Origin of the sequence: Micromonospora sp. DT43 (assembly GCF_049841645.1) — a bacterium.
Taxonomy (GTDB): Bacteria; Actinomycetota; Actinomycetes; order Mycobacteriales; family Micromonosporaceae; genus Micromonospora.
Genome location: NZ_JBNCKR010000003.1, coordinates 412,164 through 435,134, shown reverse-complemented (window position 1 = coordinate 435,134; position 22,971 = coordinate 412,164). Strand labels below are relative to the sequence as shown.

24 protein-coding genes are annotated in these 22,971 nt (G+C 72.9%); 11 read left to right on the top strand and 13 right to left on the bottom strand.

What is annotated here, in order from left to right; all coding sequences use genetic code 11:
• Positions 1-105 precede the first annotated feature (105 nt).
• Positions 106-765: a class F sortase gene (locus ACLQ26_RS09780; protein ID WP_425744127.1), complete on the bottom strand. Its 660-nt coding sequence runs from the start codon at positions 763-765 to the stop codon at positions 106-108.
• Positions 762-1,592, bottom strand: a complete 831-nt coding sequence (locus tag ACLQ26_RS09775; RefSeq protein WP_425744126.1) for a DUF4397 domain-containing protein — start codon at positions 1,590-1,592, stop codon at positions 762-764. Before ACLQ26_RS09775 ends, ACLQ26_RS09780 begins: the two co-directional genes overlap by 4 nt.
• Before the next feature lie 230 nt (positions 1,593-1,822).
• Here ACLQ26_RS09775 and ACLQ26_RS09770 point away from each other — a divergent pair, with 230 nt between their 5' ends.
• Together ACLQ26_RS09770 and ACLQ26_RS09765 are read left to right on the top strand one after the other, a co-directional pair.
• Positions 1,823-2,425: an RNA polymerase sigma factor gene (locus ACLQ26_RS09770; protein ID WP_425744125.1), complete on the top strand. Its 603-nt coding sequence runs from the start codon at positions 1,823-1,825 to the stop codon at positions 2,423-2,425.
• A complete protein-coding gene (locus ACLQ26_RS09765) occupies positions 2,379-3,230 on the top strand; it encodes an anti-sigma factor (protein ID WP_425744124.1) in 852 nt (283 codons plus the stop codon). Before ACLQ26_RS09770 ends, ACLQ26_RS09765 begins: the two co-directional genes overlap by 47 nt.
• A gap of 96 nt (positions 3,231-3,326) precedes the next feature.
• On the opposite strand, the gene ACLQ26_RS09760 is transcribed toward ACLQ26_RS09765, so the two are convergent.
• The 4 genes from ACLQ26_RS09760 to ACLQ26_RS09745 all read right to left on the bottom strand — a co-directional run bounded on the left by ACLQ26_RS09760 (position 3,327) and on the right by ACLQ26_RS09745 (position 6,464).
• Positions 3,327-4,286 (bottom strand): electron transfer flavoprotein subunit alpha/FixB family protein, encoded by a 960-nt coding sequence (locus ACLQ26_RS09760; RefSeq protein ID WP_425744123.1) that lies wholly within the window; start codon positions 4,284-4,286, stop codon positions 3,327-3,329.
• Positions 4,287-4,300: 14 nt separating this feature from the next.
• Positions 4,301-5,080, bottom strand: coding sequence for an electron transfer flavoprotein subunit beta/FixA family protein (locus tag ACLQ26_RS09755; RefSeq protein WP_007456284.1), 780 nt, complete (start codon positions 5,078-5,080; stop codon positions 4,301-4,303).
• A 176-nt stretch (positions 5,081-5,256) separates the two neighbouring features.
• The gene (locus ACLQ26_RS09750) at positions 5,257-5,670 is read right to left on the bottom strand and encodes a hypothetical protein (protein WP_363679209.1); all 414 of its coding nucleotides are present in this window, start codon (positions 5,668-5,670) and stop codon (positions 5,257-5,259) included.
• Entirely contained in the window at positions 5,667-6,464 is a 798-nt protein-coding gene (locus ACLQ26_RS09745; RefSeq protein WP_363679207.1) for a GNAT family N-acetyltransferase, read from the bottom strand. The genes ACLQ26_RS09750 and ACLQ26_RS09745 overlap by 4 nt, the downstream gene beginning before the upstream one ends.
• A 42-nt stretch (positions 6,465-6,506) precedes the next feature.
• On the opposite strand from ACLQ26_RS09745, the gene ACLQ26_RS09740 reads away from it, so the two are divergent.
• The 4 genes from ACLQ26_RS09740 to ACLQ26_RS09725 are packed head-to-tail and all read left to right on the top strand — an operon-like array spanning position 6,507 to position 10,959.
• Positions 6,507-6,899, top strand: a complete 393-nt coding sequence (locus ACLQ26_RS09740) for a YidH family protein (protein WP_266249499.1) — start codon at positions 6,507-6,509, stop codon at positions 6,897-6,899.
• Positions 6,896-7,201: a DUF202 domain-containing protein gene (locus ACLQ26_RS09735; RefSeq protein ID WP_425744122.1), complete on the top strand. Its 306-nt coding sequence runs from the start codon at positions 6,896-6,898 to the stop codon at positions 7,199-7,201. The genes ACLQ26_RS09740 and ACLQ26_RS09735 overlap by 4 nt, the downstream gene beginning before the upstream one ends.
• A gap of 27 nt (positions 7,202-7,228) precedes the next feature.
• A complete protein-coding gene (locus ACLQ26_RS09730; RefSeq protein WP_425744121.1) occupies positions 7,229-7,645 on the top strand; it encodes a PLD nuclease N-terminal domain-containing protein in 417 nt (138 codons plus the stop codon).
• Positions 7,642-10,959: an ATP-binding protein gene (locus ACLQ26_RS09725; RefSeq protein ID WP_425744120.1), complete on the top strand. Its 3,318-nt coding sequence runs from the start codon at positions 7,642-7,644 to the stop codon at positions 10,957-10,959. Before ACLQ26_RS09730 ends, ACLQ26_RS09725 begins: the two co-directional genes overlap by 4 nt.
• On the opposite strand, the gene ACLQ26_RS09720 is transcribed toward ACLQ26_RS09725, so the two are convergent.
• From ACLQ26_RS09720 to ACLQ26_RS09705, 4 genes are all read right to left on the bottom strand, one after another.
• The gene (locus ACLQ26_RS09720) at positions 10,943-11,752 is read right to left on the bottom strand and encodes an ABC transporter permease (RefSeq protein WP_425744119.1); all 810 of its coding nucleotides are present in this window, start codon (positions 11,750-11,752) and stop codon (positions 10,943-10,945) included. The genes ACLQ26_RS09725 and ACLQ26_RS09720 overlap by 17 nt on opposite strands.
• Positions 11,749-12,720, bottom strand: coding sequence for an ATP-binding cassette domain-containing protein (locus ACLQ26_RS09715; RefSeq protein WP_425744118.1), 972 nt, complete (start codon positions 12,718-12,720; stop codon positions 11,749-11,751). Before ACLQ26_RS09715 ends, ACLQ26_RS09720 begins: the two co-directional genes overlap by 4 nt.
• Positions 12,721-12,891: 171 nt before the next feature.
• Positions 12,892-14,514, bottom strand: a complete 1,623-nt coding sequence (locus ACLQ26_RS09710; RefSeq protein ID WP_425744117.1) for an acetolactate synthase — start codon at positions 14,512-14,514, stop codon at positions 12,892-12,894.
• A 94-nt stretch (positions 14,515-14,608) separates the two neighbouring features.
• Positions 14,609-15,382 carry an enoyl-CoA hydratase-related protein gene (locus tag ACLQ26_RS09705; protein ID WP_425744116.1) on the bottom strand — a complete coding sequence of 258 codons (774 nt, stop codon included), beginning with the start codon at positions 15,380-15,382 and terminating at the stop codon, positions 14,609-14,611.
• Positions 15,383-15,480: 98 nt separating this feature from the next.
• Here ACLQ26_RS09705 and ACLQ26_RS09700 point away from each other — a divergent pair, with 98 nt between their 5' ends.
• Entirely contained in the window at positions 15,481-15,960 is a 480-nt protein-coding gene (locus ACLQ26_RS09700) for a DUF6232 family protein (protein WP_425744115.1), read from the top strand.
• A gap of 69 nt (positions 15,961-16,029) precedes the next feature.
• Positions 16,030-16,509, top strand: coding sequence for a DUF6232 family protein (locus tag ACLQ26_RS09695; protein ID WP_425744114.1), 480 nt, complete (start codon positions 16,030-16,032; stop codon positions 16,507-16,509).
• 25 nt (positions 16,510-16,534) lie between these two features.
• On the opposite strand, the gene ACLQ26_RS09690 is transcribed toward ACLQ26_RS09695, so the two are convergent.
• Positions 16,535-18,184, bottom strand: a complete 1,650-nt coding sequence (locus tag ACLQ26_RS09690) for a dienelactone hydrolase family protein (RefSeq protein WP_425744113.1) — start codon at positions 18,182-18,184, stop codon at positions 16,535-16,537.
• A gap of 90 nt (positions 18,185-18,274) precedes the next feature.
• Between ACLQ26_RS09690 and ACLQ26_RS09685 the strand changes: the two genes are divergently transcribed.
• Positions 18,275-19,003 carry a hypothetical protein gene (locus ACLQ26_RS09685; RefSeq protein WP_425744112.1) on the top strand — a complete coding sequence of 243 codons (729 nt, stop codon included), beginning with the start codon at positions 18,275-18,277 and terminating at the stop codon, positions 19,001-19,003.
• Positions 19,004-19,044: 41 nt separating this feature from the next.
• Here ACLQ26_RS09685 and ACLQ26_RS09680 read toward each other — a convergent pair whose 3' ends face one another.
• Together ACLQ26_RS09680 and ACLQ26_RS09675 are read right to left on the bottom strand one after the other, a co-directional pair.
• The gene (locus ACLQ26_RS09680) at positions 19,045-19,941 is read right to left on the bottom strand and encodes a ribokinase (RefSeq protein WP_425744398.1); all 897 of its coding nucleotides are present in this window, start codon (positions 19,939-19,941) and stop codon (positions 19,045-19,047) included.
• A 10-nt stretch (positions 19,942-19,951) separates the two neighbouring features.
• Positions 19,952-20,794 (bottom strand): ABC transporter ATP-binding protein, encoded by an 843-nt coding sequence (locus ACLQ26_RS09675; protein WP_425744111.1) that lies wholly within the window; start codon positions 20,792-20,794, stop codon positions 19,952-19,954.
• 131 nt (positions 20,795-20,925) lie between these two features.
• Here ACLQ26_RS09675 and ACLQ26_RS09670 point away from each other — a divergent pair, with 131 nt between their 5' ends.
• Together ACLQ26_RS09670 and ACLQ26_RS09665 are read left to right on the top strand one after the other, a co-directional pair.
• A complete protein-coding gene (locus tag ACLQ26_RS09670; RefSeq protein WP_425744110.1) occupies positions 20,926-21,933 on the top strand; it encodes an ABC transporter ATP-binding protein in 1,008 nt (335 codons plus the stop codon).
• Complete coding sequence (locus tag ACLQ26_RS09665) at positions 21,930-22,946, top strand: ABC transporter permease subunit (RefSeq protein ID WP_425744109.1); 1,017 nt, start codon at positions 21,930-21,932, stop codon at positions 22,944-22,946. The genes ACLQ26_RS09670 and ACLQ26_RS09665 overlap by 4 nt, the downstream gene beginning before the upstream one ends.
• The last annotated feature ends 25 nt before the right edge of the window (positions 22,947-22,971 follow it).

Below are 22,971 nucleotides of genomic sequence, written 5' to 3'. Positions count from 1 at the left end.
AGCGTACGGCCGAGGGGTCGGGGGCCGAATGCCGGAGGGGACCACAACGCCCGGCGGGATGCGGGCCGGGGTGGGCAGCGGCTCCGCCCACCCCGACGCGCCTGGTCAGGCTGGCACCGCCGTGACGACGATGTTGTCGCGGTACTTGCGGGCCTTGGCGTCGAACGGCCCGCCGCAGGTGATCAGAGTCAGTCGCGGCTTGCCGTCGCGAGCGAAGTACCGCTCCAGCGGGATCCTGGTCTTGGCGTACTCCTCCCGGGCGACGACCCGGTACTTCCGTACCTTGCCGTCGCTGCCGGTCGTGGTCAGGGTGTCGCCCTGGTCCAGCTCGCGCAGCCGGAAGAACGCACCCCTGCCCTGCTTGGCGCTGTCCACGTGACCGGCGATGACCACCGATCCGGCGCTCGCCTCCAGGCCGGGGCCGTAGCGGTACCAGCCGATCTCGTCGACGCTCGGCGGCACCTCGAACTCGTTTGTCCGTTCGTTGATGCCTACCGCGTTGACCGTGGCGGTGACGTCGATCTCGGGGATGACCAGCCGGACCGGCGGGACGATCCGGGCGCCGGAGGGCAGCTCACCCGCGGTCACCGGCACCGACGGATCGCCGGCGACGGCCGAGGGGGTCGCGCTGGCGGCCAGCGTGCTCGCCTCCTCGGCGCCGACGTTCTCCGCCGGCTGGGAGTTGCACGCCACCAGGGTGGCGACGGTGAGCGCGGCAACGCCGGCGGCCAGGGCCGCCAGCGCGCCGCGGTTGCGCACCGTCACTTGCGACCGGTCCGCGCGGTCGCCATCCGCACCCCACCACCGAGCAGCAGGAGTACGCCGGCACCGGTCAGCGCGTACCACCAGGTCTGCACGCCGGTGCCCGCCTGGCCGCCGTCACCGCTGGGCACGCCGCCCGGGGCGGAGTGCAGGCCGGTGATCGTCTGGGCCACCACGTCGAGGCTCTTGCCCTCGGCGGAGCCGATGGCGTAGACGATCGTCGCGGTGCCCTCCTTGAGGTTGAGGTCCGCCGGGCCGATGGCCACGGTGTCGGTGCCGGCAAGCACCACGTCCGCCTTCACCGTGCCGGCGTCGACGTCGGCCTTCGCCTCCTTCGGGTTGGTCAGGCCCTTGAAGACCGGGGTGCCACCGGCGCGCACGTCGACAGCAGGGGCGGCGGCGGTGTGCCGGACGATCAGCCGAGCCTTGCCGGCGTCGACCTTCGAGACGTCGTTCACGAACGGCGTGATCTTCGGCTTGCCGGCGGCGTCGAGGTGGGCGGCGAGGCTGATGTTCGCCCCGCCCGGCACCTCGGCGTTGTCGACAGTGAGGATCGCGCTCCCGACCGGCTCACCCGGCTTGGTGAGGGCGATGTCGTACTCGCCCTCGGCCAGGCTCAGCGGGCCGGCCACGTCACCGGGCTTGAAGTTGTCGAGCGTCTTCTTGCCGTTGACGTAGACGTCGACAGGAGTGTCCGGGATGCCGTGCACGACCGAGACCTTCGAGGTGGCGGCATACGCGGGGGTGGCGGTGAACGCGGCGACGCCGGCGAAGGCCAACGCGGCGACGGCGCCGCCCGCGGCGACCCGACGGAAGTACGAGAGCTGCATGTCTGCCTCCTGCTGATTGGTGCTGATTCGTCAGGCCTGGCTTGCAGAACGGGTTACGCCGGCTCCGCGACGGGTGGATGCGTCCGCGACGCGATTTCTTTTTCCGGCCACGACCGCATCCGGACCGGGCCCGGCGGACGAAGAGCTGGTGAGATGACATCGACCGGGAGAGTGGGGCGGAGGCTGTGGCAGCTACAGTCGGGCATGCCCCATCGAAGGCTGGCCGCCCGATGACGGCGTTACCGCAGCAACCGGACCCCCCGGTGGACGACCTCGCGCCCCGGTTCCGATCCGGCGACGAGGTGGCGCTGCGCGAGGCGTACGACCGCTACGGCCGCGCCGTGCTCCACCTGGCCACCTCCATGCTTGCCAATCGCGCCGACGCCGAGGACGTGACCCAGGCGACATTCGTGGCCGCCTGGCTGGGCAGGGACACCTTCGATCCGGCCAAGGGCTCGTTGATCGGCTGGCTGCTCGGCATCGGCAGGCGCAAGGTGATCGACCGGATGCGGGCCAGCGCGCGGGAGACCCGAGTGGTGGAGACGGTCCGGCAGTTGCCCGAGCCGGCGCCCACCACGCCGGACCCGGACCGGGTGGTGGACCGGCTGGTGATCGCGGACGAGCTGGCGCGCCTGCCTGACGACCAGCGACGCATGCTGGAGCTGGCCTTCTACGACGACCTGACACACCAGCAGATAGCCACGGTGACGGGGGTGCCGCTGGGCACCGTGAAGAGTCACATCCGACGCGGCATGGCGAGCTTGAAACGCAGATGGGAGGTGGACGGTGCAGCACCTGGAGCACGAGCGGCTGGTTTTTCTGGCGCTCGGTGAGAGCGATGCGGACGACGGGGAGAGCACCCACCTCGACACCTGCGCGCACTGCCGCACGGAGCTGACGGCCCTGCGGCAGGTGGCCGGGCTCGGCGTGGAGACGCAGGGCCTGGGTGACCTGCCCGACCCGCCGGAGCACATCTGGCAGGGCATCGCCGCCGAGATCAGCGCGGCGGAGGCCGTGCCGTCGCTGACCGGGGCCCGCCGCCAGCAGGCCGCCGAGCACGAGACGACCGGGCAGGCGACGACCGGGCAAGCAACGATCGGGCAGCGGCCGGGCGGCTCGGCGAGCGGCCCTTCGGGGTCGGGTGTGGCGGGAGGCCGCGGAGCGGGCAGCAGGTCACGGGCCCGTCGGCGTACCGGCTGGTCGCGCTGGGCGGCCACCGCGGTGACCGCCGTGGCGGCGGCGGCGATCGGCGTGGTGGGCACGGTCTCGGTGCTGCGCCCGGACGAGCCGGCGCCCACTCCGCCGCCCACGGTGCTGGCCAGCGCGCCGCTGGCGGCGTTCGGCTCGACGCCGAAGTCGGCCCAGGGTGACGCGCGGGTCCTGCAGAGCGGCCAATTGCATCTGCACGTGGCGAATCTCCCGCGCGTGCCGGGGTACTACGAGGTCTGGCTCATCAATCCGACGAACATGGAGATGTTCTCGATCGGCACCCTCGGTGGCGACTCGGACGCTCTGCTGCCCCTACCCCCGAACGTCGACCTCAGGAGCTACACGGTGGTCGACGTGTCCGCCGAGCAGTACGACAACAACACCCGCCACTCCGGCGACAGCCTGTTGAGGGGCACCCTGACGGGCTGATCGGCGGGCCGGCTCAGCTCCCCGGCCCGCCGATCAGCTCCCCACGAAGAAAGTGGCCGCCCGTGAAGACGGGCGGCCACTTTCTCTGTCACACGATCACTTGCGCTTGCGGATCTCCTCGGCAGCCTGCGGGACGATCTTGAACAGGTCGCCCACCACGCCGAAGTCGGCCAGCTCGAAGATCGGCGCCTCGCCGTCCTTGTTGACCGCGACGATCGTCTTCGAGGTCTGCATGCCGGCACGGTGCTGGATAGCGCCGGAGATGCCGAGCGCGACGTAGAGCTGCGGGGAGACCGTCTTGCCGGTCTGGCCCACCTGGAACTGGTGCGGGTAGAAGCCGGAGTCGACAGCGGCGCGGGACGCGCCGACGGCGCCACCGAGCAGGTCGGCCAACTCCTCGACCAGCTTGAAGTTGTCGGCGTTGCCGACACCTCGACCGCCGGAGACGACCACGCCGGCCTCGGTCAGCTCGGGGCGGGAGCCCTTCTGCTCGGCGACCCGCTCGACGACAGTGGCCAGCTTGTCGGTGTCGGTGACCGACACGGTGAGCTGCTCGATCGCCGGGGTGGCGGCCGCCGGGGCGGGGGTGACCGAGTTGGGCCGGACGGTGACCAGCGGCAGGCCCTTGGTGACCTTGGACTTGACGATTGTCGAGCCGGCGAAGGCGACCTGGGTGGCGGTGCCGTCGGCGGCCAGGCCGACCACGTCGGTCAGGATGCCGTTGTCCAGCTTGACGGCGAGCCGGGCGGCGATCTCCTTGCCCTCCTGGGCCGAGGCCAGCAGCACGGCGGCCGGCTGCACCCGCTTGACCAGCTCGGCCAGCACGGTGGCCTTGGGGGCCACCAGGTAGCCGTCAATATCGTCACCCTCGGCGGCGTAGATCTTCTCCGCGCCGTACTCGCCGAGCTTGCCGCTCAGCGCCTCGGCGGCGCCGGCGCCACCGAGCACCACGGCGCTCGGGGTGCCCAGCTCACGGGCGAGGGTGAGCATCTCCAGGGTGACCTTCTTGACGCCGAATTCCTTGGTGGCTTCGACGACGACGAGAACCTCAGACATGTCCAGACCCGCTCTCACACGAACTTTTCGGTGGCGAGGAACTCGACCAGCTTGACGCCGCCCTCGCCCTCATCGGTGATCTTGGCACCGCCGGAGCGCGGCGGGCGCTTGGTGTGCTCGACGACGGCGCTCGTGGCGCCGTCGAAGCCCACCTCGGTCGGTGCGACGCCGAGGTCGGCCAGGGAGAACGTCTGCACCGGCTTCTTCTTGGCGGCCATGATGCCCTTGAACGAGGGGTAGCGCGGCTCGTTGATGGTGTCCCACACGGAGACCACGGCCGGGGTGGAGGCGGTGACGACCTCGTAGCCCTCCTCGGTCTGCCGCTCGACGGTGAGCGTGGCGCCGTCGACGGTGAGCTTGCGGGCGCCGGTGAGCGCCGCGACGCCGAGCCGCTCGGCGATCATGTGCGGCATGACCTGGACCCGGCCGTCGGTGGACTCGGCGCCACAGATCACCAGGTCGGCGTTGAGCTGACCGAGGGCGGCGGCGAGCACCTTCGAGGTGGCCACGGCGCAGGAGCCGTGCAGGGCGTCGTCCAGCACGTGGACGGCCTTGTCGGGGCCCATGGAGAGCGCCTTGCGGATCGACTCGGTCGCCCGGTCCGGACCCATGGTCAGGATGGTGACCTCGCCACCGTGCGCCTCCTTGATCTTCAGCGCCTCCTCGATGGCGTACTCGTCCATCTCGTTGATCACGTTGTTCGCCGAACCGCGGTCGACGGTGTTGTCGTCATTGCGCAGGTTGCGGTCCGCGCCCGAATCAGGCACCTGCTTGACGAGTACGACGATGTTCATCGCGCTTCGACGACCCTCCTGTGTGGTGTTGCGACTGGCTCGCCCGGTTGGGCCGCAGCCTCGCGCGTCGGTCGACGCCAGGTCAACCGTGAGCTGTTGTGCAGTTGCCCACGAGCGCAATGTTACCTGCCAGTAGGTTGCGGCTCCCGGGCACGGAGAGTGACACAGCTCACCCGTCAGGCAGGCTCGGCCAGCGCATCCCGGATCGAGTCGATGGCGGCAGCCTCCGCCGGGGCCACCCCGTCGTGCGCACGGGCCACCCGGTCCGCAGCGGTGAGCACCACCGACCGGTACGCCTCGACGTCGGCCGGCGACTTCTCGCGCAGGATCCGCACCGCCCGGCCGAGCGCCGGCAACACCACCGACTCGATCTCCAACTGGGAGTCGCGCGGCAGCCGGGGCAGCGGCCCGGTGGTCAGCGCCTCCTTGACCACCCCACTGGCATCGGCCAACGCACCGGAGGCGGCGACGCTCTCCCGGATCACGCCCAGCAATCCCGGGTCGGCGTTCGAGACCAGGAAGACCGCGCCGAAGGCACCCGTCTTGAGGGTCAGGCGCTCCTCGTCCGTCAACCGCTGCTCCATGATCACGGAGTGTAGACGTACGGGGTGGTGGTGGTGACCGGGACGAGGCCGAGTCGCTGCAGGATCGGCCTGCTGTCCTCGGAACAGTCGACCTGCATCAGCGTGCGGCCCCGCTGCTCCGCCAACCGGGCCCGATAGTTGACAAGTGCCCGGTAGATGCCCCGGTGCCGCCACTGCGGCAGGGTCGAGCCGCCCCAGAGGGTGGCGAAGCCGGTGTTCGCCGGGAACCGCACCCAGCCGGCGCTCACCACCGTGTCGTCCGCCTCGGCCACCACGACGGTGATCGAGTTCGGGTCGGCGTCGATCTCCTTGGCCAGACCCGTGACGAGGTGCGAGCGGTCCTCCTGCCAGACCTCCTCCTCCATGGCGGCGATCCGCTCCAGGTCGGCGCGGGAGGTCACCTCACGCAGGCGTACGCCCTCGGGGACGACAGGCAGCGCGGCGGCGAGCGGCGCGACCGGCCCGACCACGACGGTCTCCCGGTCCTCCGGCACGAAGCCGGCGGCGCGCAGCCGGTCCGCCAGGTCGGCCGGTTCGTCGTGCTCGTTGAGCTTCCACTCGACCGACTGGCCGCGCTCGCGGAACAGCGCCACCTGCCGGGCGATCAGCTCGTCCAGCGCGTCCCCGGTCAAGCCGCCCAGGTCGCGGTAGGTGAGGAACCCGCCGGCGTCGAGCCCGATGATGCGGACCAGTGGACCGTCCCGCTCCACAGTCACCCCGGCCGGGACCGGGTCGGGGATCTCCGGGCGGAGCTGGTTGTCGTAGGCGGTGCGCAGGGTGGTCACATCAAGATCCGTCACCACACCAGGCTAAGGCCCGAGGGAAGCGGATAATCTCCCAACATGTGGGAGGCGATCAGGCGATGGTTCGACCCGGCCGAGGCGCGCGCCGTCGGTGAGACGCCGGACTACCGGTTTTCCCTGGCCAACGAGCGGACCTTCCTGGCCTGGCTGCGCACCAGCCTGGCGCTTGTCGGTGGCGGGCTGGCCGCCGCGCAGTTCCTTCCGCAGTTGCCGATGAGTCACCTGCGGGAGGTCATCGCGGTCGCGCTGCTGCTGCTCGGCGGCGCTGTCGCGATCCGCGCGGTGGACCACTGGGCGCGTACCGAGCGGGCCATCCGGCTCGGCCAGGAGTTGCCCGCCTCCCGCTTCCCCGCCGTCCTCGCCCTCGCCGTGGGCGTCGGCGCGGTGCTGCTGGTCATCGCGGTGCTGGCGCGGGCGATCGGCGGACGGTGAGCGCCGGACGCGATCCCGGGCTGCAACCGGAGCGGACCCGGCTGGCCTGGCGGCGCACCCTGCTGACGCTGACCGTGGTGACCGCGCTCGCCGTCCGGCTGGCATCGGGCGGCGGCCCGTTCGGAGCGCTGATCGCCGGTGCGGCCGTCCTGGTCTGGGGCGGCGCGCTCGTGCTCTGCTGGCCCCGGAGCACCGGCACCGGGGCGGCCCGCACCGGCGGCCGGACGTTGCCACTTGTCGCGCTGGGCACCGTTGGGCTCGCGCTGCTCGGCGTGCTGGTGACGGTTCGCGGACTGTGGTGACGGGACGCGGTGCGCCATGATGGGTGCATGGCCCGGCTGTACGTTCTCCTCTTCCTGCTGCAGATTGTCCTCGCCGTCTGCGCGCTGATCAGTTGCCTCTCCGCCGAGGAGGGCCAGATCCGTGCCCTGCCCCGGATCGCCTGGGTGCTGATCATCCTGTTCTTCCCCCTGGTCGGGTCGATCGCCTGGTTCGTCGCCGGACGGGAGCCCAACCCCGCGGCAGGCGGAGCATGGTCGTCCGGCGGTGGCTCCAGCGAACGGCAGCCACGCCGCCCGCTCGCTCCCGACGACGACCCGGAGTTCCTCCGCTCCGTGCAGGACCGCTCCCGCCAGCAGGACCAGGAACTCTTCCGCCGCTGGGAGGAGGACCTGCGCCGGCGTGAGGACGACCTGCGCCGTCGCGACGGTGAGCCGCCCCGTGAGGGTGACCGGCCGGAGGTGTGAGCACCAGCCCGGCCGCGCCGGTGCCGGCGTCCGACCCGGCGGGCGGCACAATCGGCGGAGTGCAGATCAGCCTGCTCGGCCCGTTGCAGGTCAGGGTCGATCCGACGACCACAGTCGAGATCCACGGCGCACGGCTGCGCCGGCTGCTGATTCTGCTGGCCCTGGCGCCCGGCCGGGTGGTCAGCGTCGCGCACCTGGTCGACGCCCTCTGGGAAGACGAGCCGCCGGCCGCCGCGGCCAACGCGCTCCAGGCGCTGATCTCCCGGCTCCGCCGGGCCGTACCCGGCCTCGGAGTCGACGCGCGTCCCGGCGGTTACCAGCTCACCCTCGGCCCGGAGGCCGTCGACCTGCACCGGTTCGAGGCTGCCGTGCTCGCCGGCCGGGCGCTGCTGCCCGCCGACCCGGGAGCCGCCCGCAAGGTGCTTGAGGAGGCCCTCGCGCTGTGGCGCGGATCGGCGTTGTCCGACGTGGCCGGCGCGCCGTTCACCCGCGCCCCGCTGGCCCGGCTGGACGAGCTGCGGCTCACCGCCACCGAGGAGCTGATCGAGGCCCGCTCGGCGCTGGAGGATCCCGCGCACCTGGTGCCCTGGCTGCGGGAGCTGGTCACCGTCCACCCGCTGCGGGAGCGGCTCGCCGGCCAGCTGATCCGCGCCCTGCACCGGGCGGGCCGCCCGTCCGAGGCACTCGCCGCGTACGAGCGGCTGCGCACCGACCTGGCCGAGACACTCGGCGCCGATCCCGGGCCGGAGCTGACAGCCCTGCACCTGGCGGTGCTGCGCGGTGAGCGGGCCGACCCCGACGTCGACGCGGCGCCCCCCAGCGCGCCGGCACCGGCGGCCCGCGCCCGGGGCGCCCTGCCGACGGCGTTGACAAGCTTCGTCGGCAGGGAAGCGGCAGTCGACCGGGTCGGCGCCCTGCTCGACAGGGCTCGGCTGGTCACCCTCACCGGGCCCGGGGGCGCCGGCAAGACCCGGCTCGCGATCGAGTCCGCCCGCGAGGTGGCGGCGCGGTTCCCGGACGGGGTCTGCCTCGTCGAGCTGGCCCCGGTGACCGACCCGGCCGAGGTGCCGCAGGCGCTGCTGGGCCCGCTCGGCCTTCGGGAGCAGGCGTTCTTCGCCGGCGGCCGATCCCGGATCCCGCCCGGGGAGGCCACCGAGCCGACCGTACGGGCCATCGACGCGTTGGCCAGCCGGCGGGCGCTGCTGGTCCTGGACAACTGCGAACACCTGCTGGACGCCGCCGCCGAGTTGGCCGACCGCCTGCTCGCCGCCTGCCCGGACGTACGGGTGCTGGTCACCAGCCGGGAGCCGCTGGGCATCACCGGCGAGGCGCTGCATCCCGTCGAGTCACTGGAGCAGCCGCCCATCGGGGCCGACCCGGTCACCGCGCTGACGTACCCGTCGGTGCGGCTCTTCGCCGACCGGGCCGCCGCGGTGCGACAGGACTTCGAGGTGGACGACCGCACGGTCGGGCCGGTGGTGGGCATCTGCCGGTCGCTGGACGGTATGCCGCTCGCCATCGAGCTGGCCGCCGCGCGGTTGCGCGCCATGACGGCCGAGCAGGTCGCGACCCGGTTGGACGACCGATTCCGGCTGCTCACCGGCGGCAGCCGGACGGCGTTGCCCCGCCACCAGACGCTGCGTGCGGTGGTGGACTGGAGCTGGGACCTGCTCGACGAGGCCGATCGGGCGTTGTGGCGGCGACTCGCCGTCTTCACCGGCGGTGCGACGGCTGCCGCCGTGGAGCGGGTCTGCGCCGGCGGCGAACTGGCCGCGCCCGAGGTCCTCGACCGGCTCTTCGCCCTGGTGGAGAAGTCGCTGGTGATCGTCAGCGATGACGGCGAACCGCGCTACCAGATGCTGGAGACGATCCGGGAGTACGGGCTCGACCGGCTGGGCGAGGCGGGTGAGGAGCAGCGGGTCCGGCGGGCACACGCCGACGAGTTCCTCCAGCTGGCCGAGCGCGCCGACCGGGAGTTGCGCGGTCAGGACCAGTTGCGCTGGGTCCGGCGGCTGCGCGCGGAGCACGACAATCTGCACGGCGCGCTGCGCTGGGCGATCGGTGCCGGCGAGGTCACCCGGGCGGTCCGGCTGACAGGTGCGCTCGGGTGGTACTGGTGGTCGCGCGGCAACCGACTGGAGGGCGCGGACCTCGCCCGGGAGGTGCTGGCGTTGGCCGAACGGTCCGTCGGGCGGCCGGGCAGCGACGACGGCGCACCGACCGCGACCGCGCTGGCGACCGCGTACCTGGCCGGGGCGTTGAACACCCTCAGTGCCCACGCCGACTTCGAGACGGCCCAGGTCTGGATGCGCCGGGTGGTGACGCTCGCCGACGGCGGCGCCGACTCGCCCCTGCTGCGGATGGCCGGAGCGATGACCCTGATGTTCGACCCGGCGACGCAGGTGCGGGGGCTGGCCGCCCTGCGGAGGCTCTTCACCGACGAGGACCCGTGGGTGGCCGGGGCAGCCCGCTTGATGCACGGCCACACCCAGCTCAACCTGGGCGCGCCGGCCGAGAGCGCGACCGACGACTTCCGTGCCGCGTTGGAGCTGTTCAGCGGCGTCGGAGACCGGTGGGGCCTCTCCGCCACGCGCTTCTCCCTGGCCGAGCTGGCCGGTCGGACCGGCGATCGGAACTTCGCCATCGACCAGCTCCGCGCCGCCCTGGGCGACGTCGAGGAGCTGGGCGCCGCCGAGGACGTGCCGCAGATGCGGTCCCGGCTGGCTCAGCTGTACTGGCAGGTGGGCGAGCACGAGCTGGCCCGCACGCTGCTCACCGAGGCGCAGGAGGAGGCCGAACGGCTGGGCGCCGACGAACCGCGGGCCGGCATCGCCCACGTCTGGTCGGAGCTGCTGCGCGACTGCGGTGACTGGGAGCAGGCGGCCCGCTGGGCGGATCGGGCGGCGGAGCTGGTCCGGCGGCGGAGCATCGCTCCGCAGTGGAGTGCCATGCTGGCCACCTCGCTCGGGCACGTCGCGGCGGCCCAGGGGGAGCTGGCGGTCGCCCGTACCCGTCTGGATGAGGCCCTGGAGCTGGCGCTCGCCTCCGGCGACGCGCCGGTGGTCGCGATCACGCTCGTCGGTTACGCGGACCTCGCCCTGCGCGGCGGGCAGCCGGCCGCGGCGGCCACGCTGCTCGGCGCGGCCGACGGGGTACGCGGCGGCGACGACCAGGGCGCGCTGGACGCGATCCGGGTGGCGTTGGCCGCCCGCGCCGCGCTCGGCGAGTCGGAGTTCGCCGAGGCGTACGCGGGCGGCCGGGGCATCCGGTCGGACGGGGTGCCGGAGCTGCTGCGGGTCACACTCGACGCTTGAGACCGCGGACGGCCAGCGGCGCGAAGATCACCGCGATGCCGGCGCCCCACAGCAGCGTCTGGAGGACCGGCCCGGCCACCGGCCCGCCGACCAGCAGCCCGCGCAGCGCGTCGGCCACCACTGTCACCGGGTTGACCTCCACCCAGTTCTGCAACCAGCCCGGCATCCGGTCGGTCGGGACGAAGATGTTGCTGGTGAAGGTCAGCGGGAAGATCACCATGAAGCCGAAGATCTGCACCTTGTCCGGTTCGCTCACCAGCACCCCGACCAGCACCGAGATCCAGGACGCGGCGAGCGTGAACGCCAGCAGCAGCGCGAACGCCCCCACGACACCGAGCACGCCGTTGCCGACCCGGAAGCCGAGGATCGACCCGACGCCGAGCAGCAGCGCGATCGACCACGCCTGCTTGACGGTGTCGGCGAGGATCCGGCCAGCCAGCGGCGCCCACCGGGCGATGGGCAGCGCCCGCAGCCTGTCGAAGACCCCCTTGGTGAGGTCGTTGTTCAGCCCGAAACCGGTGGTCATGGTGGCGAAGAGCGCGTTCTGCACCATGATGCCGGGCAGCATGAAGGTGAGGTACTCGCCGGACGAGCCGGCGATGGCGGTGCCGAAGACGTAGGTGAACAGCAGCACGAACATCACCGGCTGGATGCTCAGGTCGAGCAGCTCCATCGGGTTGTGTTTGATCTGCACCAGGCTGCGCCAGGCCAGCGTGAAGGTGTGCCGCAGCCCGGCGGCGACGCCGAGTCGACGGGCCGGGGCGAGCGCGGGGCTGAGGGTCACGGCGGTCATGCCGGTGTCCTTTCCAGGTCGGTGTCGGCCGGGGCGTCCTCGGCCCGGTGGCCGGTGAGGGAGAGGAAGACCTCGTCCAGGCTGGCGCCGCGCAGCGCCAGCTCGGCGACCGGGATCTCGGCCGCGTCGAGGCGACCCACCATGACGGGCAGCACGCGAGGATCGTTCACCGCGACGGTGACGGCGGTCTGCGCGACGTCGGGGGTCACGCCGGCCACCTCGCCGGCGATGGCGACGACCGTGGCGAGGTCGGCGATGTCGGCCGGACGCACGGTGAGGGTCTGCCCGCCGGTCCTGGCCTTCAGCTCCTCCGGCGTGCCCTGGGCGATCACCCGCCCGTGGTCGACAACCGCGATCTGACCGGCGAGCTGGTCGGCCTCCTCCAGATACTGCGTGGTGAGCAGCACCGTCACCCCGTCCGCGACGAGCGTGCGGACGATGTCCCACAGGTCGTTGCGGCTGCGCGGGTCCAGGCCCGTGGTCGGCTCGTCGAGGAACAGCACCTGCGGCCGACCGACCAGGCTGGCGGCGAGGTCCAGGCGCCGCCGCATACCGCCGGAGAACGTCTTCACCGCCCGGTCGGCGGCGTCACTGAGCCCGAAGTCGTCGAGCAGTTGCCGGCCCCGCCGCTTGGCGTCGGCCCGACCGAGCCCCAGCAGGCGCCCGATGAGCAGCAGGTTCTCCGCGCCGGTCAGGGTCTCGTCGACCGAGGCGTACTGGCCGGTGAGGCCGATGAGCTGACGCACGCGGTGGGCGTCGCGGACCACGTCGAACCCGCCCACCGTGGCATGTCCCTCGTCGGCGCGCAGCAGGGTGGCGAGCACCCGTACCGCAGTGGTCTTGCCGGCGCCGTTCGGCCCGAGCAGACCGAAGACAGTCCCCGTGGGGACCGCCAGGTCAACTCCGGCGAGGGCGGTGGTGGCGCCGAAACGCCGCACCAGACCCTCGGCGCGGATCGCGTGGTCCATCGCAACTCCTGTCGTCTGCGGGTGATGACACCACCATGGGCGACAGGGCTGACATCCCGCCGTTCCCGCGCTGACGTTACGTCGACCGACGCTGACATTCGGCCTATTTAGCTGCGGGAAGACGCCGCGCCGCCGCCGCCCGCGAGGGGCGACGGCGGCGGCGGGTGCGACTCAGGCCAGGTTCGACGAGCGGGGGTACGCGTCGGTCGGGTCGGTGAGTACGTTCACCAGGTACGGCACTCCTGCGTCGAACGCCCGCTGTAGGGCGGGCTGAAGATCGGCGGCCTTCGCGACCGTCTCCCCCGCACCGCCCAGCGCGCTGACCACCGTGTCGTAGCGCAGCTCGGGCTGGAGGTCGGCGGCGACGTCGTAGCCGTACATGGCCCGCATCGGGTGCTTCTCCAACCCCCAGATGCCGTTGTTGCCGACGACGATCACCACAGGCAGCTTCTGCCGGACCAGCGACTCGACGTCCATCAGCGAGAACCCGGCCGCGCCGTCGCCCATCAGCACGCAGATCTGCCGGTCCGGGTGGCTGACCCGGGCGCCCATCGCGTAGCCCATGCCGGTGCCCAGGCAGCCGTACGGGCCCGGGTCCAGCCAGGTGCCCGGCTGCGCGGGCTCCAGGTACCGACCGGCGTACGAGACGAAGTCGCCGCCGTCGCCGATGGTGATCGCGTCGGGGGCGAGCGCCCGACGCAGCTCGCCGTAGACGCGGGCCGGCCGGATCGGGTCGGTCTCGGCAGCCATCTCGGCCGCGTCGCGGGCGCGGGCCGCGTCCTCGGCGCTGCGCAGGTCGGCGATCCAGTCGCTGTGGTCGGCCCGGTCACCTGCGTGGTCGGCAAGCGCGGAGAGGATCAGGCGCAGGTCACCGGCGGGGGCGACGGCCGGCTGCACGTGCGTGGCGCGCTGGCTGGGCGCGTCGACGATGTGCACGACCTTGGCGTCGCCGAAGTCGCCGAAGCTGAGCCGGAAGTCCAGCGGCGTGCCGACCACCACGACGACGTCGGCGCCGGAGAGCGCGGCGCGGCGGGCCTTGGCGAAGGCGAGCGGGTGCTCCGGGGGCAGCGAGCCGCGGCCCATCCCGTTGGTGAAGACCGGCACCTGAAGCGCCTCGGCGGCCTCGCGCAGCGCGGCGACCGCGTCGCCCGCGTACACGTCCGAGCCGGCGATGATGACCGGCCGCTGCGCGCCGGCGATAAGCGTCGCGGCCCGGCTGACCTCATCCGGGTCCGGTTCGACCGAGTCGACGCCGGACGGCGCGGGCATGTCGGCCTCGGCGACCGAGAAGACCGTCTCCAGCGGGAAGTCCAGGAAGACCGGGCCCCGGTGCGGGGTGAGCGCGGCGGTGAGGGCGGCGTCCACGGCACGCGGGATGTCGTCGGTGCTGAACACCGTCTCGGCGTGCTTGGTGACCGGGGCGACGAGCGGCAGGTGGTCCATCTCCTGAAGGCTGCCCGACCCCCAGCGGAAGGCGGGCGCGCGGCCACCGAGCACCAGCACCGGGGAGGCGTTGAAGAAGGCGCTGGTCATGCCCGAGATGCCGTTGGTGACGCCGGGGCCGGCGGTGAGCACGGCGAGGCCGGGACGGCGCTGGAGCTTGGCCACCGCCTCGGCGGCGAAGACCGCGGACTGCTCGTGCCGGACGTCGTAGATCGGGAAGTCGGCCTTGTGCGCGGCGTCGTACAGCGGGAAGACGTGCCCGCCGGACAGCGTGAACATCTCCCGTACGCCGTGCGCGCGTAGTGCCGCGAGGGCCAACTCTCCGCCGTGTCCCTCGATCCGCTCCGTCATTCGCCGCTCCCCTTCGTCGCTCATGATCGAAGCCCCACGCTACTGGCCGGTAGGCATAATGTGAACCGTTCTCGGTTCACTGCCGGACCGGGCGTCAGCGGCCGGTGAAGTCCGGCTTGCGCTTCTCGACGAACGCCGCCATGCCCTCACGCCTGTCGTCGGTCGCGAACAGCGCCGCGAAGAGCTGACTCTCCCAGGCCAGGCCGGAGTTCAGATCCATGTCCAGGCCGCCGTCGACCGCCAGCTTCGCCGCGCGCAGCGCCTGCACAGGCCCCTTCAGGTACGGCGTGACGAGCGCGACGGCCACGTCGTACACCTCGCCGGCCGGGGCGACCCGGTCGGCCAGGCCGATCCGCAGCGCCTCCTGCGCGTCCACCATCCTCCCGGACATGATCAGGTCCTTCGCCCGCGCCGGCCCGACCAGGCGGGCCAGGCGCTGGGTGCCACCCGCACCGGGGATGACGCCCAGTTTGATCTCCGGCTGGCCGAGCTTGGCGTCCTCCGCGACCACCCGCCAGTCGCAGGCCAGCGCCAGCTCGCAGCCACCGCCGAGGGCGTACCCGGTGATCGCCGCCACCACCGGCTTGGGGATCCGCGCGATCGCCCCGAGCGCGCTGGACAGGTTCGCGGCCCGCTCGGCCATGTCCACGTAGGACATGTCGGCCATCTGCTTGATGTCCGCCCCGGCGGCGAAGACCTTCTCCCCGCCGTACACGATGACGGCACGGACCTCGGGGTCGGCGCTGGCCGCCGTGGCGGCGGCGCGCAACTCCTCCTGCACCTGGGTGTTGAGCGCGTTCATCGGCGGCCGCTCCAGCCGGATGGTGCCGATGCCGTCAGTGGTCTCCAGCCGAACGAACTCGCCCACGCTGCCCTCACTTCCTCGTCGAAGTCGCGTGCCAACCTTACGACCCGGCTCGTTGGGGTAAGTAGTGTGGTGTCAGCCCCGGGGGCGGGAGTCCAGCCATGATCACGTATTACGACGACAGGTCGGTGCAGGTCACCTCCAGCGCCGTCCGAGTCGACGGCCGCAGCTACTCGCTGGCCGAGATCACGATGGTCTGGCACCGCCGGGGCAGCCGCTCCTGGCGGGTGCTTGTCGGGCGGGGCGCGCTCGGCGCCGCGCTGGCCGGCCCGCTGGTCGCGGCCGTGCTCGGGATCGGCCTGGCCGTCTGGCTGCACCGCTCCCCCACCGTGACGATCGCGATCGTCGGCGCATCGGTGCTTGTCGGCCTGGCCGTCGGTCCGGTGGCCGATTTCCTCTTCGAACACCTGGACCGCTCGTACGCCAAGGGCAGCCGGCACCTGGAGATCTGGGCCCGCTGGCGGGGGCAGCCGGTGCGGTTGCTGCAGACCGGCGACGCGCTGCGCTTCGGTCAGATCTACCGGGCGGTGCAGCGCGCGATGGAGCACACCCAGCCCACCCGCCCCACAGCCCGCCGCTGAGCCTCGCTCCCGCCGCCTCGCCGCACGTGCGAGCGCTGCGGGGTTGCTTGCCGGTGGTTAGGCTTAGTGATGACCCTCTATTACCGGGACGACGCGGTGCAGGTGACCTCCGAGTCGATCCGGGCGGGTGGTCAGGTGATCGCCCTGCCCGACGTGACGTTCGTCTGGCACGAACGGGGGCAGAAGACCCTCGCCGTCCGCGGCCGGGTGCTGGGTCGCGGTGTGCTGGTTCTCCTACTGTCGCTGCCGCCCCTCGTCGGGCTGGTCTGCGTGGTCTCGCTGGCCTGGTCCGCACAGGACCGGGGCAACTGGCAGTTGGCGCTGATCATCCTCGCCGCCTGTGCGGTGGGAGCGCTGGCACTGGCGCCGTTCCTGGAGATTCCCCTCGGCTGGCTGGACCGCTCCTACGAGCGCGGCAGCCACGTGCACGAGCTGTGGGTGCAGCACCACGGCCAGGAGCACATGCTGCTGCGCACGCCGGACGCGCTACGGTTCGGGCAGATCTACCGGGCCGTGCAGCGCGCCGTCGAACAGCAGGGGGACCGTTGATGACCACCCGTCGCGGCTGAGTCGGTCAGCGCAACGGCAGGGTGGTGGCGATCGGCCAGCCCAGCAGGGCCGCGCCCACGAGGGCCGGCAGCCAGCGCGGAGTCGCGTACCGCCGCAGCACGGCCGCCCACAGCACGTGCCAGCCGAGCAGCACGGCGAACAACGGCACCACCAGCAGCACGAAGCCGGGCGCCAGGCCGATCACCGCCGACGTGCTCAACACCAGCACGGTGACCGCGACGACCAGCAGGCGACGCCAGGTCAGGCCGGCCGCTACCTGCTCGACGCCGAGCAGGAAGAGCAAACACGCCCCCACCACCACCGGGAGCAGCCACCAGCGGGCGCCGACCGGCAGCGCCGAGGTCAGTCCGAGGTGGATCGGCAGGCTCACGGCGAGGACCGCGTACGCCGTCAACGCCATCGCCGCGACGGTGGTCCGTGCCGGCGTACGACGTCCGGTCTCGCCGAGGGTCGCGCCGGGCGCTGGCGTCACACCGGGCGCTCGCGTCGCGGCGGGCAGCCAGCGTTGGCCGGCGATCATCAAGAGGCCGATGACCAGCAGGAAGCCGATGACATAGCCGCCGACAGCGAGCGGGAGTCGGTTGGTCGGCAGCACCGCCGCGGCCGCCGCGCCGGCTCCGGTCGCGACGACCGCCAGCCCGAGCAGGGCCGGAGCACCGAGCGGCACCCGCTCCGCGGCCGGCGCTGGGCTGCCCGCCGGCGCTGGGCTGCCCGCCGGCGCTGCGCTGCCCGCCGGCGCTGCGCTGCCCGCCGGCGCTGCGCTGCCCGCCGGCGCTGCGCTGCCCGCCGGCGCTGGGCTGCCGGTACCCCGCCGGCCCAGGAGCAGCGCCGCCACGGGGACGACGCCGATGGCGAACGCCAGCACCAGCAGCGCCGCCCCGGCGAGCCGGACGAGCGGCCGGGGCGAGGCGGTCCCGTCGACGCTGGGCAGCCAGTCGGCTATCTCCTCGTGCGTACGCGGCGCGAACAGCACAGAGATGTGCTCCACACCGGGCACCACCACAGCTGGTCGGCGGCCCACCGCCGCGCCGCGCCCCACGGCGTCGTCGGCCGCGCGCCGGAACGCGGGGAACTCCGCGCCGCCCACGATGAGCAGCAGCTCCGCCGGGCGCCCCGGAGGCAGTTCGCCCGCGTCGGGCAGTGAGATCGCCACGGTCCGGGCGATCTCCGGGTGCCCGGCCGCGTACCGGGTGACGGCCCCCGCGCCCATCGAGTGTCCGACAAGCATGATCTGGGCCGGGTCCACGTCGGGTCGGGAGCGCAGGTATCCGACTGCGGCGTCCAGGTCGGCGGCGAGCGTCGCGGGCGACATGTCGGGGCCGAGTCGGGCCGGATTGGCACCGTGTCCGGCGAAGTCGAACAGCAGCGCGACCGCTCCCCGGCGGGCCACGGTGTCGGCCAGCGGGCGCATCAGTCGTGCCGAGCCGGCGAAGCCGTGGGCGATCACCACGCCGGGCCGTCGAACGTCAGGTGTCGGCGGGCCGGCGCGTACCTCGGTCATCGGCACGCCGTCGACGGTGATCTGCCGCACGGAGAGGCCGGCGTCCGCGCGGACCAGCACCGCCGTGCCGAGCGCGGCGGCCAGTGCCGCGAGCACGGCGAGCAGGACTGCCGCGCGGGTACTCGGCGGGTGGTGCGGCGAGGCGGCCGGCATGCCGGCACCCTACCGTCGGACGCCCCGCCGCAGACCGCACCGGCGGTCGCCCGCGAGCGGTTGTGGCCGGGCCGACGCACACTTGGTTTCATGGCGATTCCCCTTCCCACCCCAAGCGCGGTGGTCGGCCTGACCCGCTCCGCCCTCGACCAGGCGCTCGGCTCGGCCGCCTCGTTCGCCGCCGTGCCCACCCGCGCGTTCGCGGTGTTGGACGGGGTGGAAGCGCTGCTGGACAGGATCAACGGCGTGGTGGATCGGATCGAGACGACTCTGGACCGCACCGACCGGGTACTCACCGACGCCGAGGCGGCGGTCCGCGAGGTGGCGGTGATCAGCGCCGCCGCGACCACCGCCATCGACACGGCCACCGAGGTGGCAACGGCCGCCGCCGTGGTGGTCACCGAGGCCGAGAAGGTCGCGCAGGTCGCCGGCACGGTGGTCACCGAGGCCGAGGCGGTCGCCGGCAACGCCGCGGTCACCGTGGGAACCGCCGCGCAGGCCGCTTCCACGGCGGCGGAGCTGCTGGCGGCGTACGAGCCGGCGCTGCGCCGGGCCGCGCCGATGACCGGGAGGTTCGTCGAGGAGCTGAGCCACGAGGAGATCACCGCGGCGATCCACCTGATCGACGAGATGCCCAAGCTCAAGGAGCACCTGACGGCGGACATCCTGCCGATCCTGGCGACGCTGGACCGGGTCGGGCCCGACCTGCACGACCTGTTGGACGTGACCCGTGATCTCAAGCTCGCCGTGGCGGGCATCCCCGGCCTCGGCATGCTGCGGCGGCGCGGCGAGAAGCTCAGCGACGAACCCGCCGCCTGAGCCCGCGCCGAACCGACGGCGAACCGGTGTGGCGCGGCGGGTCAGCCCGGCGCGTACAGCTCGTCGATCTCGGCGCGGCGCGGCAGCGCCACCGACGCGCCGAGCTTGCGGACGCAGGCCGCGCCGGCCGCCGCCGCCCAGCGCACCGCGTCGACGACGTCCCGCCCCTCGCCCCAGCCGACCGCGAGGGCGGCGGTGAACGCGTCGCCGGCCGCCGTGGAGTCGACCACGTCGACCCGGACCGCGGGCACGTGCGCCTCGACGCCGTCCCGGTCGACGTACCAGGCGCCCGCGTCACCGAGCGTGAGCACGGCGCGGGGCACCAGATCGAGCAGCGCCCGCGGCTCCTCCCGGCCCCGACCGGTGAACGCCTGCGCCTCGCCCTCGTTCACGACCAGCAGATCCACCGCCCCGAGCAGCTCCGGGGGGAGGTCCCGGGCCGGTGCGGCGTTGAGGATGACCCGGGTGCCGGCGGCGCGGGCGGCAAGCGCGGCCGCGGTCACCGTCGGTACCGGGATCTCCAGCTGGGCGACCAGGACGTCCGCCCCGCGTACGGTGGCCAGTTCCTCGTCGGTGAGGCCGACGAGCGCGTCGTTCGCGCCGGGGGTGACCAGGATGGCGTTCTCCCCCTGCGCGTTGACCATCACGAGCGCCACACCGGAGGTGCCGTAGACGACCCGCAGGTGGCCGGTGTCCACGCCGGCCGCCGTGATCCGGGCCCGGAGCGTGACGCCGAACGCGTCGGAGCCGATCGCGCCGAGGAAGGCGCAGGAGGCACCGGCCCGGACGGCGGCGATGGCCTGGTTGGCGCCCTTACCTCCGGGCACCATCACGAAGTCGGTGCCGAGCATTGTCTCGCCCGGCCGGGGCAGTGACGGCGCCATCGCGACCAGGTCCATGTTGGCGCTGCCCACCACGACCACCCGGGTCTGCGACACGGTCACCCGCTCAGGCGGCGCGTGCGGTGTAGCGGTCGCCGGACCGCTCGACCACCAGCGGCAGACCGAAGGTCTTGGAGAGGTTGTCGCCGGTCAACGTCTCGGCCAGCAGCCCCTGCGCGACGACGGCGCCCTCGCGCAGCAGCAACGCGTGGGTGAACCCGGGCGGGATCTCCTCCACGTGGTGGGTGACGAGCACCATGGCGGGGGCGTCCGGGTCGTACGCCAGCTCGGCCAGCCGGGTGACCAGGTCCTCGCGACCGCCCAGGTCGAGCCCGGCGGTGGGCTCGTCGAGCAGCAGCAGCTCCGGGTCGGTCATCAGTGCCCGGGCGATCTGGACGCGCTTGCGTTCGCCCTCGGAGAGGGTGCCGTAGCGGCGTTCGGCGAGGTTGCCCACGCCTAGTTGGCTGAGCAGCGCCCGCGCCCGCGCCTCGTCGCCGCGCTCGTAGCTCTCCCGCCAGCGCCCCACCACCGACCAGGCGGCGGTCATCACCACGTCGCTTACCTGCTCGTCGGCGGGCACCCGCTCGGCGAGCGCGGCGGTGGAGAGCCCGATGCGGGTCCGCAGCTCGTTGACGTCGGTGCGGCCGATCCGCTCACCGAGCACGTGTGCGACGCCGGAGGTGGGGTGCAGCCGGCCGGCGGCCATGTTGAGCAGCGTGGTCTTGCCCGCGCCGTTGGGGCCGAGCACCACCCAGCGCTCGTCCAGCTCGACCCGCCAGGTCAGGTCCTGCAGCAGGGCGGTGCCGGAGCGGCGTACGCCGACGCTGTCGAGGCTGACCACCAGATCCGGGTCCACGGGTGCGGCGGCAGGCGCGGCGCCGGCAGCGCCGGGGATCAGGTCACCAGTCACCTGACCATCCAACCACGCAGCGCCGGGGTGCCCCCCACGGGCGGCGCCCCGGCCATAGGGTGAGGCACCGTGTCCTTGATCACCACAACCGGAGGACGACAGATGCCCGACCGGCGTACGGAGTCGCGCGGATGAGCGCGGTCATCGAGATCGAGGGGCTGCGCAAGACGTTCCGCAGCGTGCGCCAGGGCAAGAGGGTGGCGGTCGACGGGTTCGACCTGCTGGTCGAGGCCGGGCAGATCCACGGCTTCCTCGGGCCCAACGGCTCCGGCAAGACCACCACGCTGCGCGCCCTGCTCGGGCTGGTCCGGGCCGACGGCGGGCGGATGACGGTGCTCGGCGAGCCGTCGCCGGAGTTGCTGCCCCGGGTGGCCGGTCGCGTCGGCGCGATCGTGGAGAGTCCGCAGTTCTTCGGCAACTTCACCGGGCGTCGCACACTGCGGCTGCTGGCCCGCGCCGGCGGGGTGTCGATCTCCCGGGTGGACGAGGCGCTGGAGCTGGTGGGCCTGCGCGACCGGGGCGACGATCGCGTGAAGGGTTACTCGCTGGGCATGAAGCAGCGCCTCGCGGTGGCGTCCGCGCTGCTGAAGGATCCGCAGCTGCTCATCCTGGACGAGCCGGCGAACGGTCTCGACCCGGCGGGCATCCGCGAGATGCGCGACCTCATGCGGTCGCTCGCGGCGGCAGGGGTGACCGTGCTGGTGTCGAGCCACATCCTCGGCGAGATCCAACTGATCTGCGACCACGTCACGATCATCTCGCGGGGGCGGCGGGTCGCGGCGGGCCGGGTGGACGAGGTGCTGGCGGGCCACGACCGGCACGAGTTCCTGGTCCGGGTGGCCGAGCCGGAACGTGCGGCCGATCTGCTGCTCGACGCGGAGCTGACGGCCGCCGTCGAGGGCACCGCGCTGGTGGTGAGCGGGGTGACCGATCCGACGGTCATCAGCCGGGTGCTGGGTGAGCAGGGACTGTGGGTGGGCGAGCTGACGCCGCTCCGGCCCGATCTGGAGAGCGTCTTCCTGGAGCTGACAGGTGCCGGCGAGCATCCGTCGGTGCCCCGCCAGGTCGACGACTCGGCGCTTCCGGGGGGCGACGGTGCCGCGGTGATCGATCTCGACGTACGGGGAGTGGACGCGTGAACCTGGTCCGGGCCGAGTTGGAGCGGCTGTCCGCGCGCCGCTTCGTGCAGCTCATGGTCGTTCTGCTGGCGCTGGCGTTCGCCGTCACCGCGGCCACCACCCTGGCCGGCTCGCACCGGCCGAGCGCCGCCGAGCTCAGCGGGGCGCGGGCGCAGGCCGCCGAGGCGTTGCTGAACATGGAGGCCATCCACCAGGGGTGCCTGGCCCGGAAGGACGGCACGATCCCGCCCGGCGACCCGGACGAGTACCTCCCGGCCGACTGTTCCGAGTTGGATCCGATCCGGCAGGACCGGTTGCCGATCGCGGCCGACTACCTGTCCGGGGTGTTCAGCTTCGAGCAGCAGGCCCGCCCGCTGCTGTACTTCCTCATCGCGTTCCTGGTGCTGTTCGGTTTCCTGGTGGGCGCCTCGTACATCGGGGCGGATCTTAACTCCGGTGGGGTGGTGAACCTGCTGCTGTGGCGGCCGCGTCGGCTGACGGTGCTCGGCACCAAGCTGGGCACCCTGCTCGGCATGGTGTTGGCCGTGGCCGTGGTGGCCTCCCTGGTCTACCTGGCCACCTTCTGGGTGATCGGGCAGACCGCGGGACTGGGCGGTCGGCTCAGTACCGACTTCTGGCGGTCGCTGGGCGCCGTGCACGGCCGGGGCCTGGTGCTGGTGCTGTTGGCCACCGCGCTGGGCTTCGCCATCGCGACGCTGGGCCGGCACACCTCGGCGGCGCTCGGCGCGGCGGCCGCGTACGCGGTGGTGTGGGAGCTGGGCGCGCGGCTGGTGTTGGAGATCGTCGACGCCCGGCGACCGGACCGGTTGATGCTCTCCAGCCACATCGCGGCATGGCTCGACGGCGAGGTCCGTTTCTGGGACAACCAGCTCTGCGTGAGCAGTCCCGGCGCCGGCCCCTGCTCGGGCTTCTACACCCTGACCTGGGGGCCGTCGCTGGTGGTGCTGCTCGCGATCACCGGCGGGTTGACCGCGGCGGCGTTCGCCGTGTTCCGTCGCCGCGACCTGATCTGAGGGGCCGGACCGGGCCGCCCGCCGA

Excerpts from the sequence above, each read along its gene's own strand:
- ACLQ26_RS09690 (WP_425744113.1), bottom strand. The coding sequence starts at position 18,184 with ATGCCGGCCGCCTCGCCGCACCACCCGCCGAGTACCCGCGCGGCAGTC.
- ACLQ26_RS09760 (WP_425744123.1), bottom strand. The coding sequence starts at position 4,286 with ATGTCTGAGGTTCTCGTCGTCGTCGAAGCCACCAAGGAATTCGGCGTC.
- ACLQ26_RS09710 (WP_425744117.1), bottom strand. The coding sequence starts at position 14,514 with ATGACGGAGCGGATCGAGGGACACGGCGGAGAGTTGGCCCTCGCGGCA.
- ACLQ26_RS09685 (WP_425744112.1), top strand. The coding sequence starts at position 18,275 with ATGGCGATTCCCCTTCCCACCCCAAGCGCGGTGGTCGGCCTGACCCGC.
- ACLQ26_RS09740 (WP_266249499.1), top strand. The coding sequence starts at position 6,507 with ATGTGGGAGGCGATCAGGCGATGGTTCGACCCGGCCGAGGCGCGCGCC.
- ACLQ26_RS09775 (WP_425744126.1), bottom strand. The coding sequence starts at position 1,592 with ATGCAGCTCTCGTACTTCCGTCGGGTCGCCGCGGGCGGCGCCGTCGCC.
- ACLQ26_RS09770 (WP_425744125.1), top strand. The coding sequence starts at position 1,823 with ATGACGGCGTTACCGCAGCAACCGGACCCCCCGGTGGACGACCTCGCG.
- ACLQ26_RS09720 (WP_425744119.1), bottom strand. The coding sequence starts at position 11,752 with ATGACCGCCGTGACCCTCAGCCCCGCGCTCGCCCCGGCCCGTCGACTC.
- ACLQ26_RS09715 (WP_425744118.1), bottom strand. The coding sequence starts at position 12,720 with ATGGACCACGCGATCCGCGCCGAGGGTCTGGTGCGGCGTTTCGGCGCC.
- ACLQ26_RS09755 (WP_007456284.1), bottom strand. The coding sequence starts at position 5,080 with ATGAACATCGTCGTACTCGTCAAGCAGGTGCCTGATTCGGGCGCGGAC.
- ACLQ26_RS09730 (WP_425744121.1), top strand. The coding sequence starts at position 7,229 with ATGGCCCGGCTGTACGTTCTCCTCTTCCTGCTGCAGATTGTCCTCGCC.
- ACLQ26_RS09700 (WP_425744115.1), top strand. The coding sequence starts at position 15,481 with ATGATCACGTATTACGACGACAGGTCGGTGCAGGTCACCTCCAGCGCC.
- ACLQ26_RS09670 (WP_425744110.1), top strand. The coding sequence starts at position 20,926 with ATGAGCGCGGTCATCGAGATCGAGGGGCTGCGCAAGACGTTCCGCAGC.
- ACLQ26_RS09695 (WP_425744114.1), top strand. The coding sequence starts at position 16,030 with ATGACCCTCTATTACCGGGACGACGCGGTGCAGGTGACCTCCGAGTCG.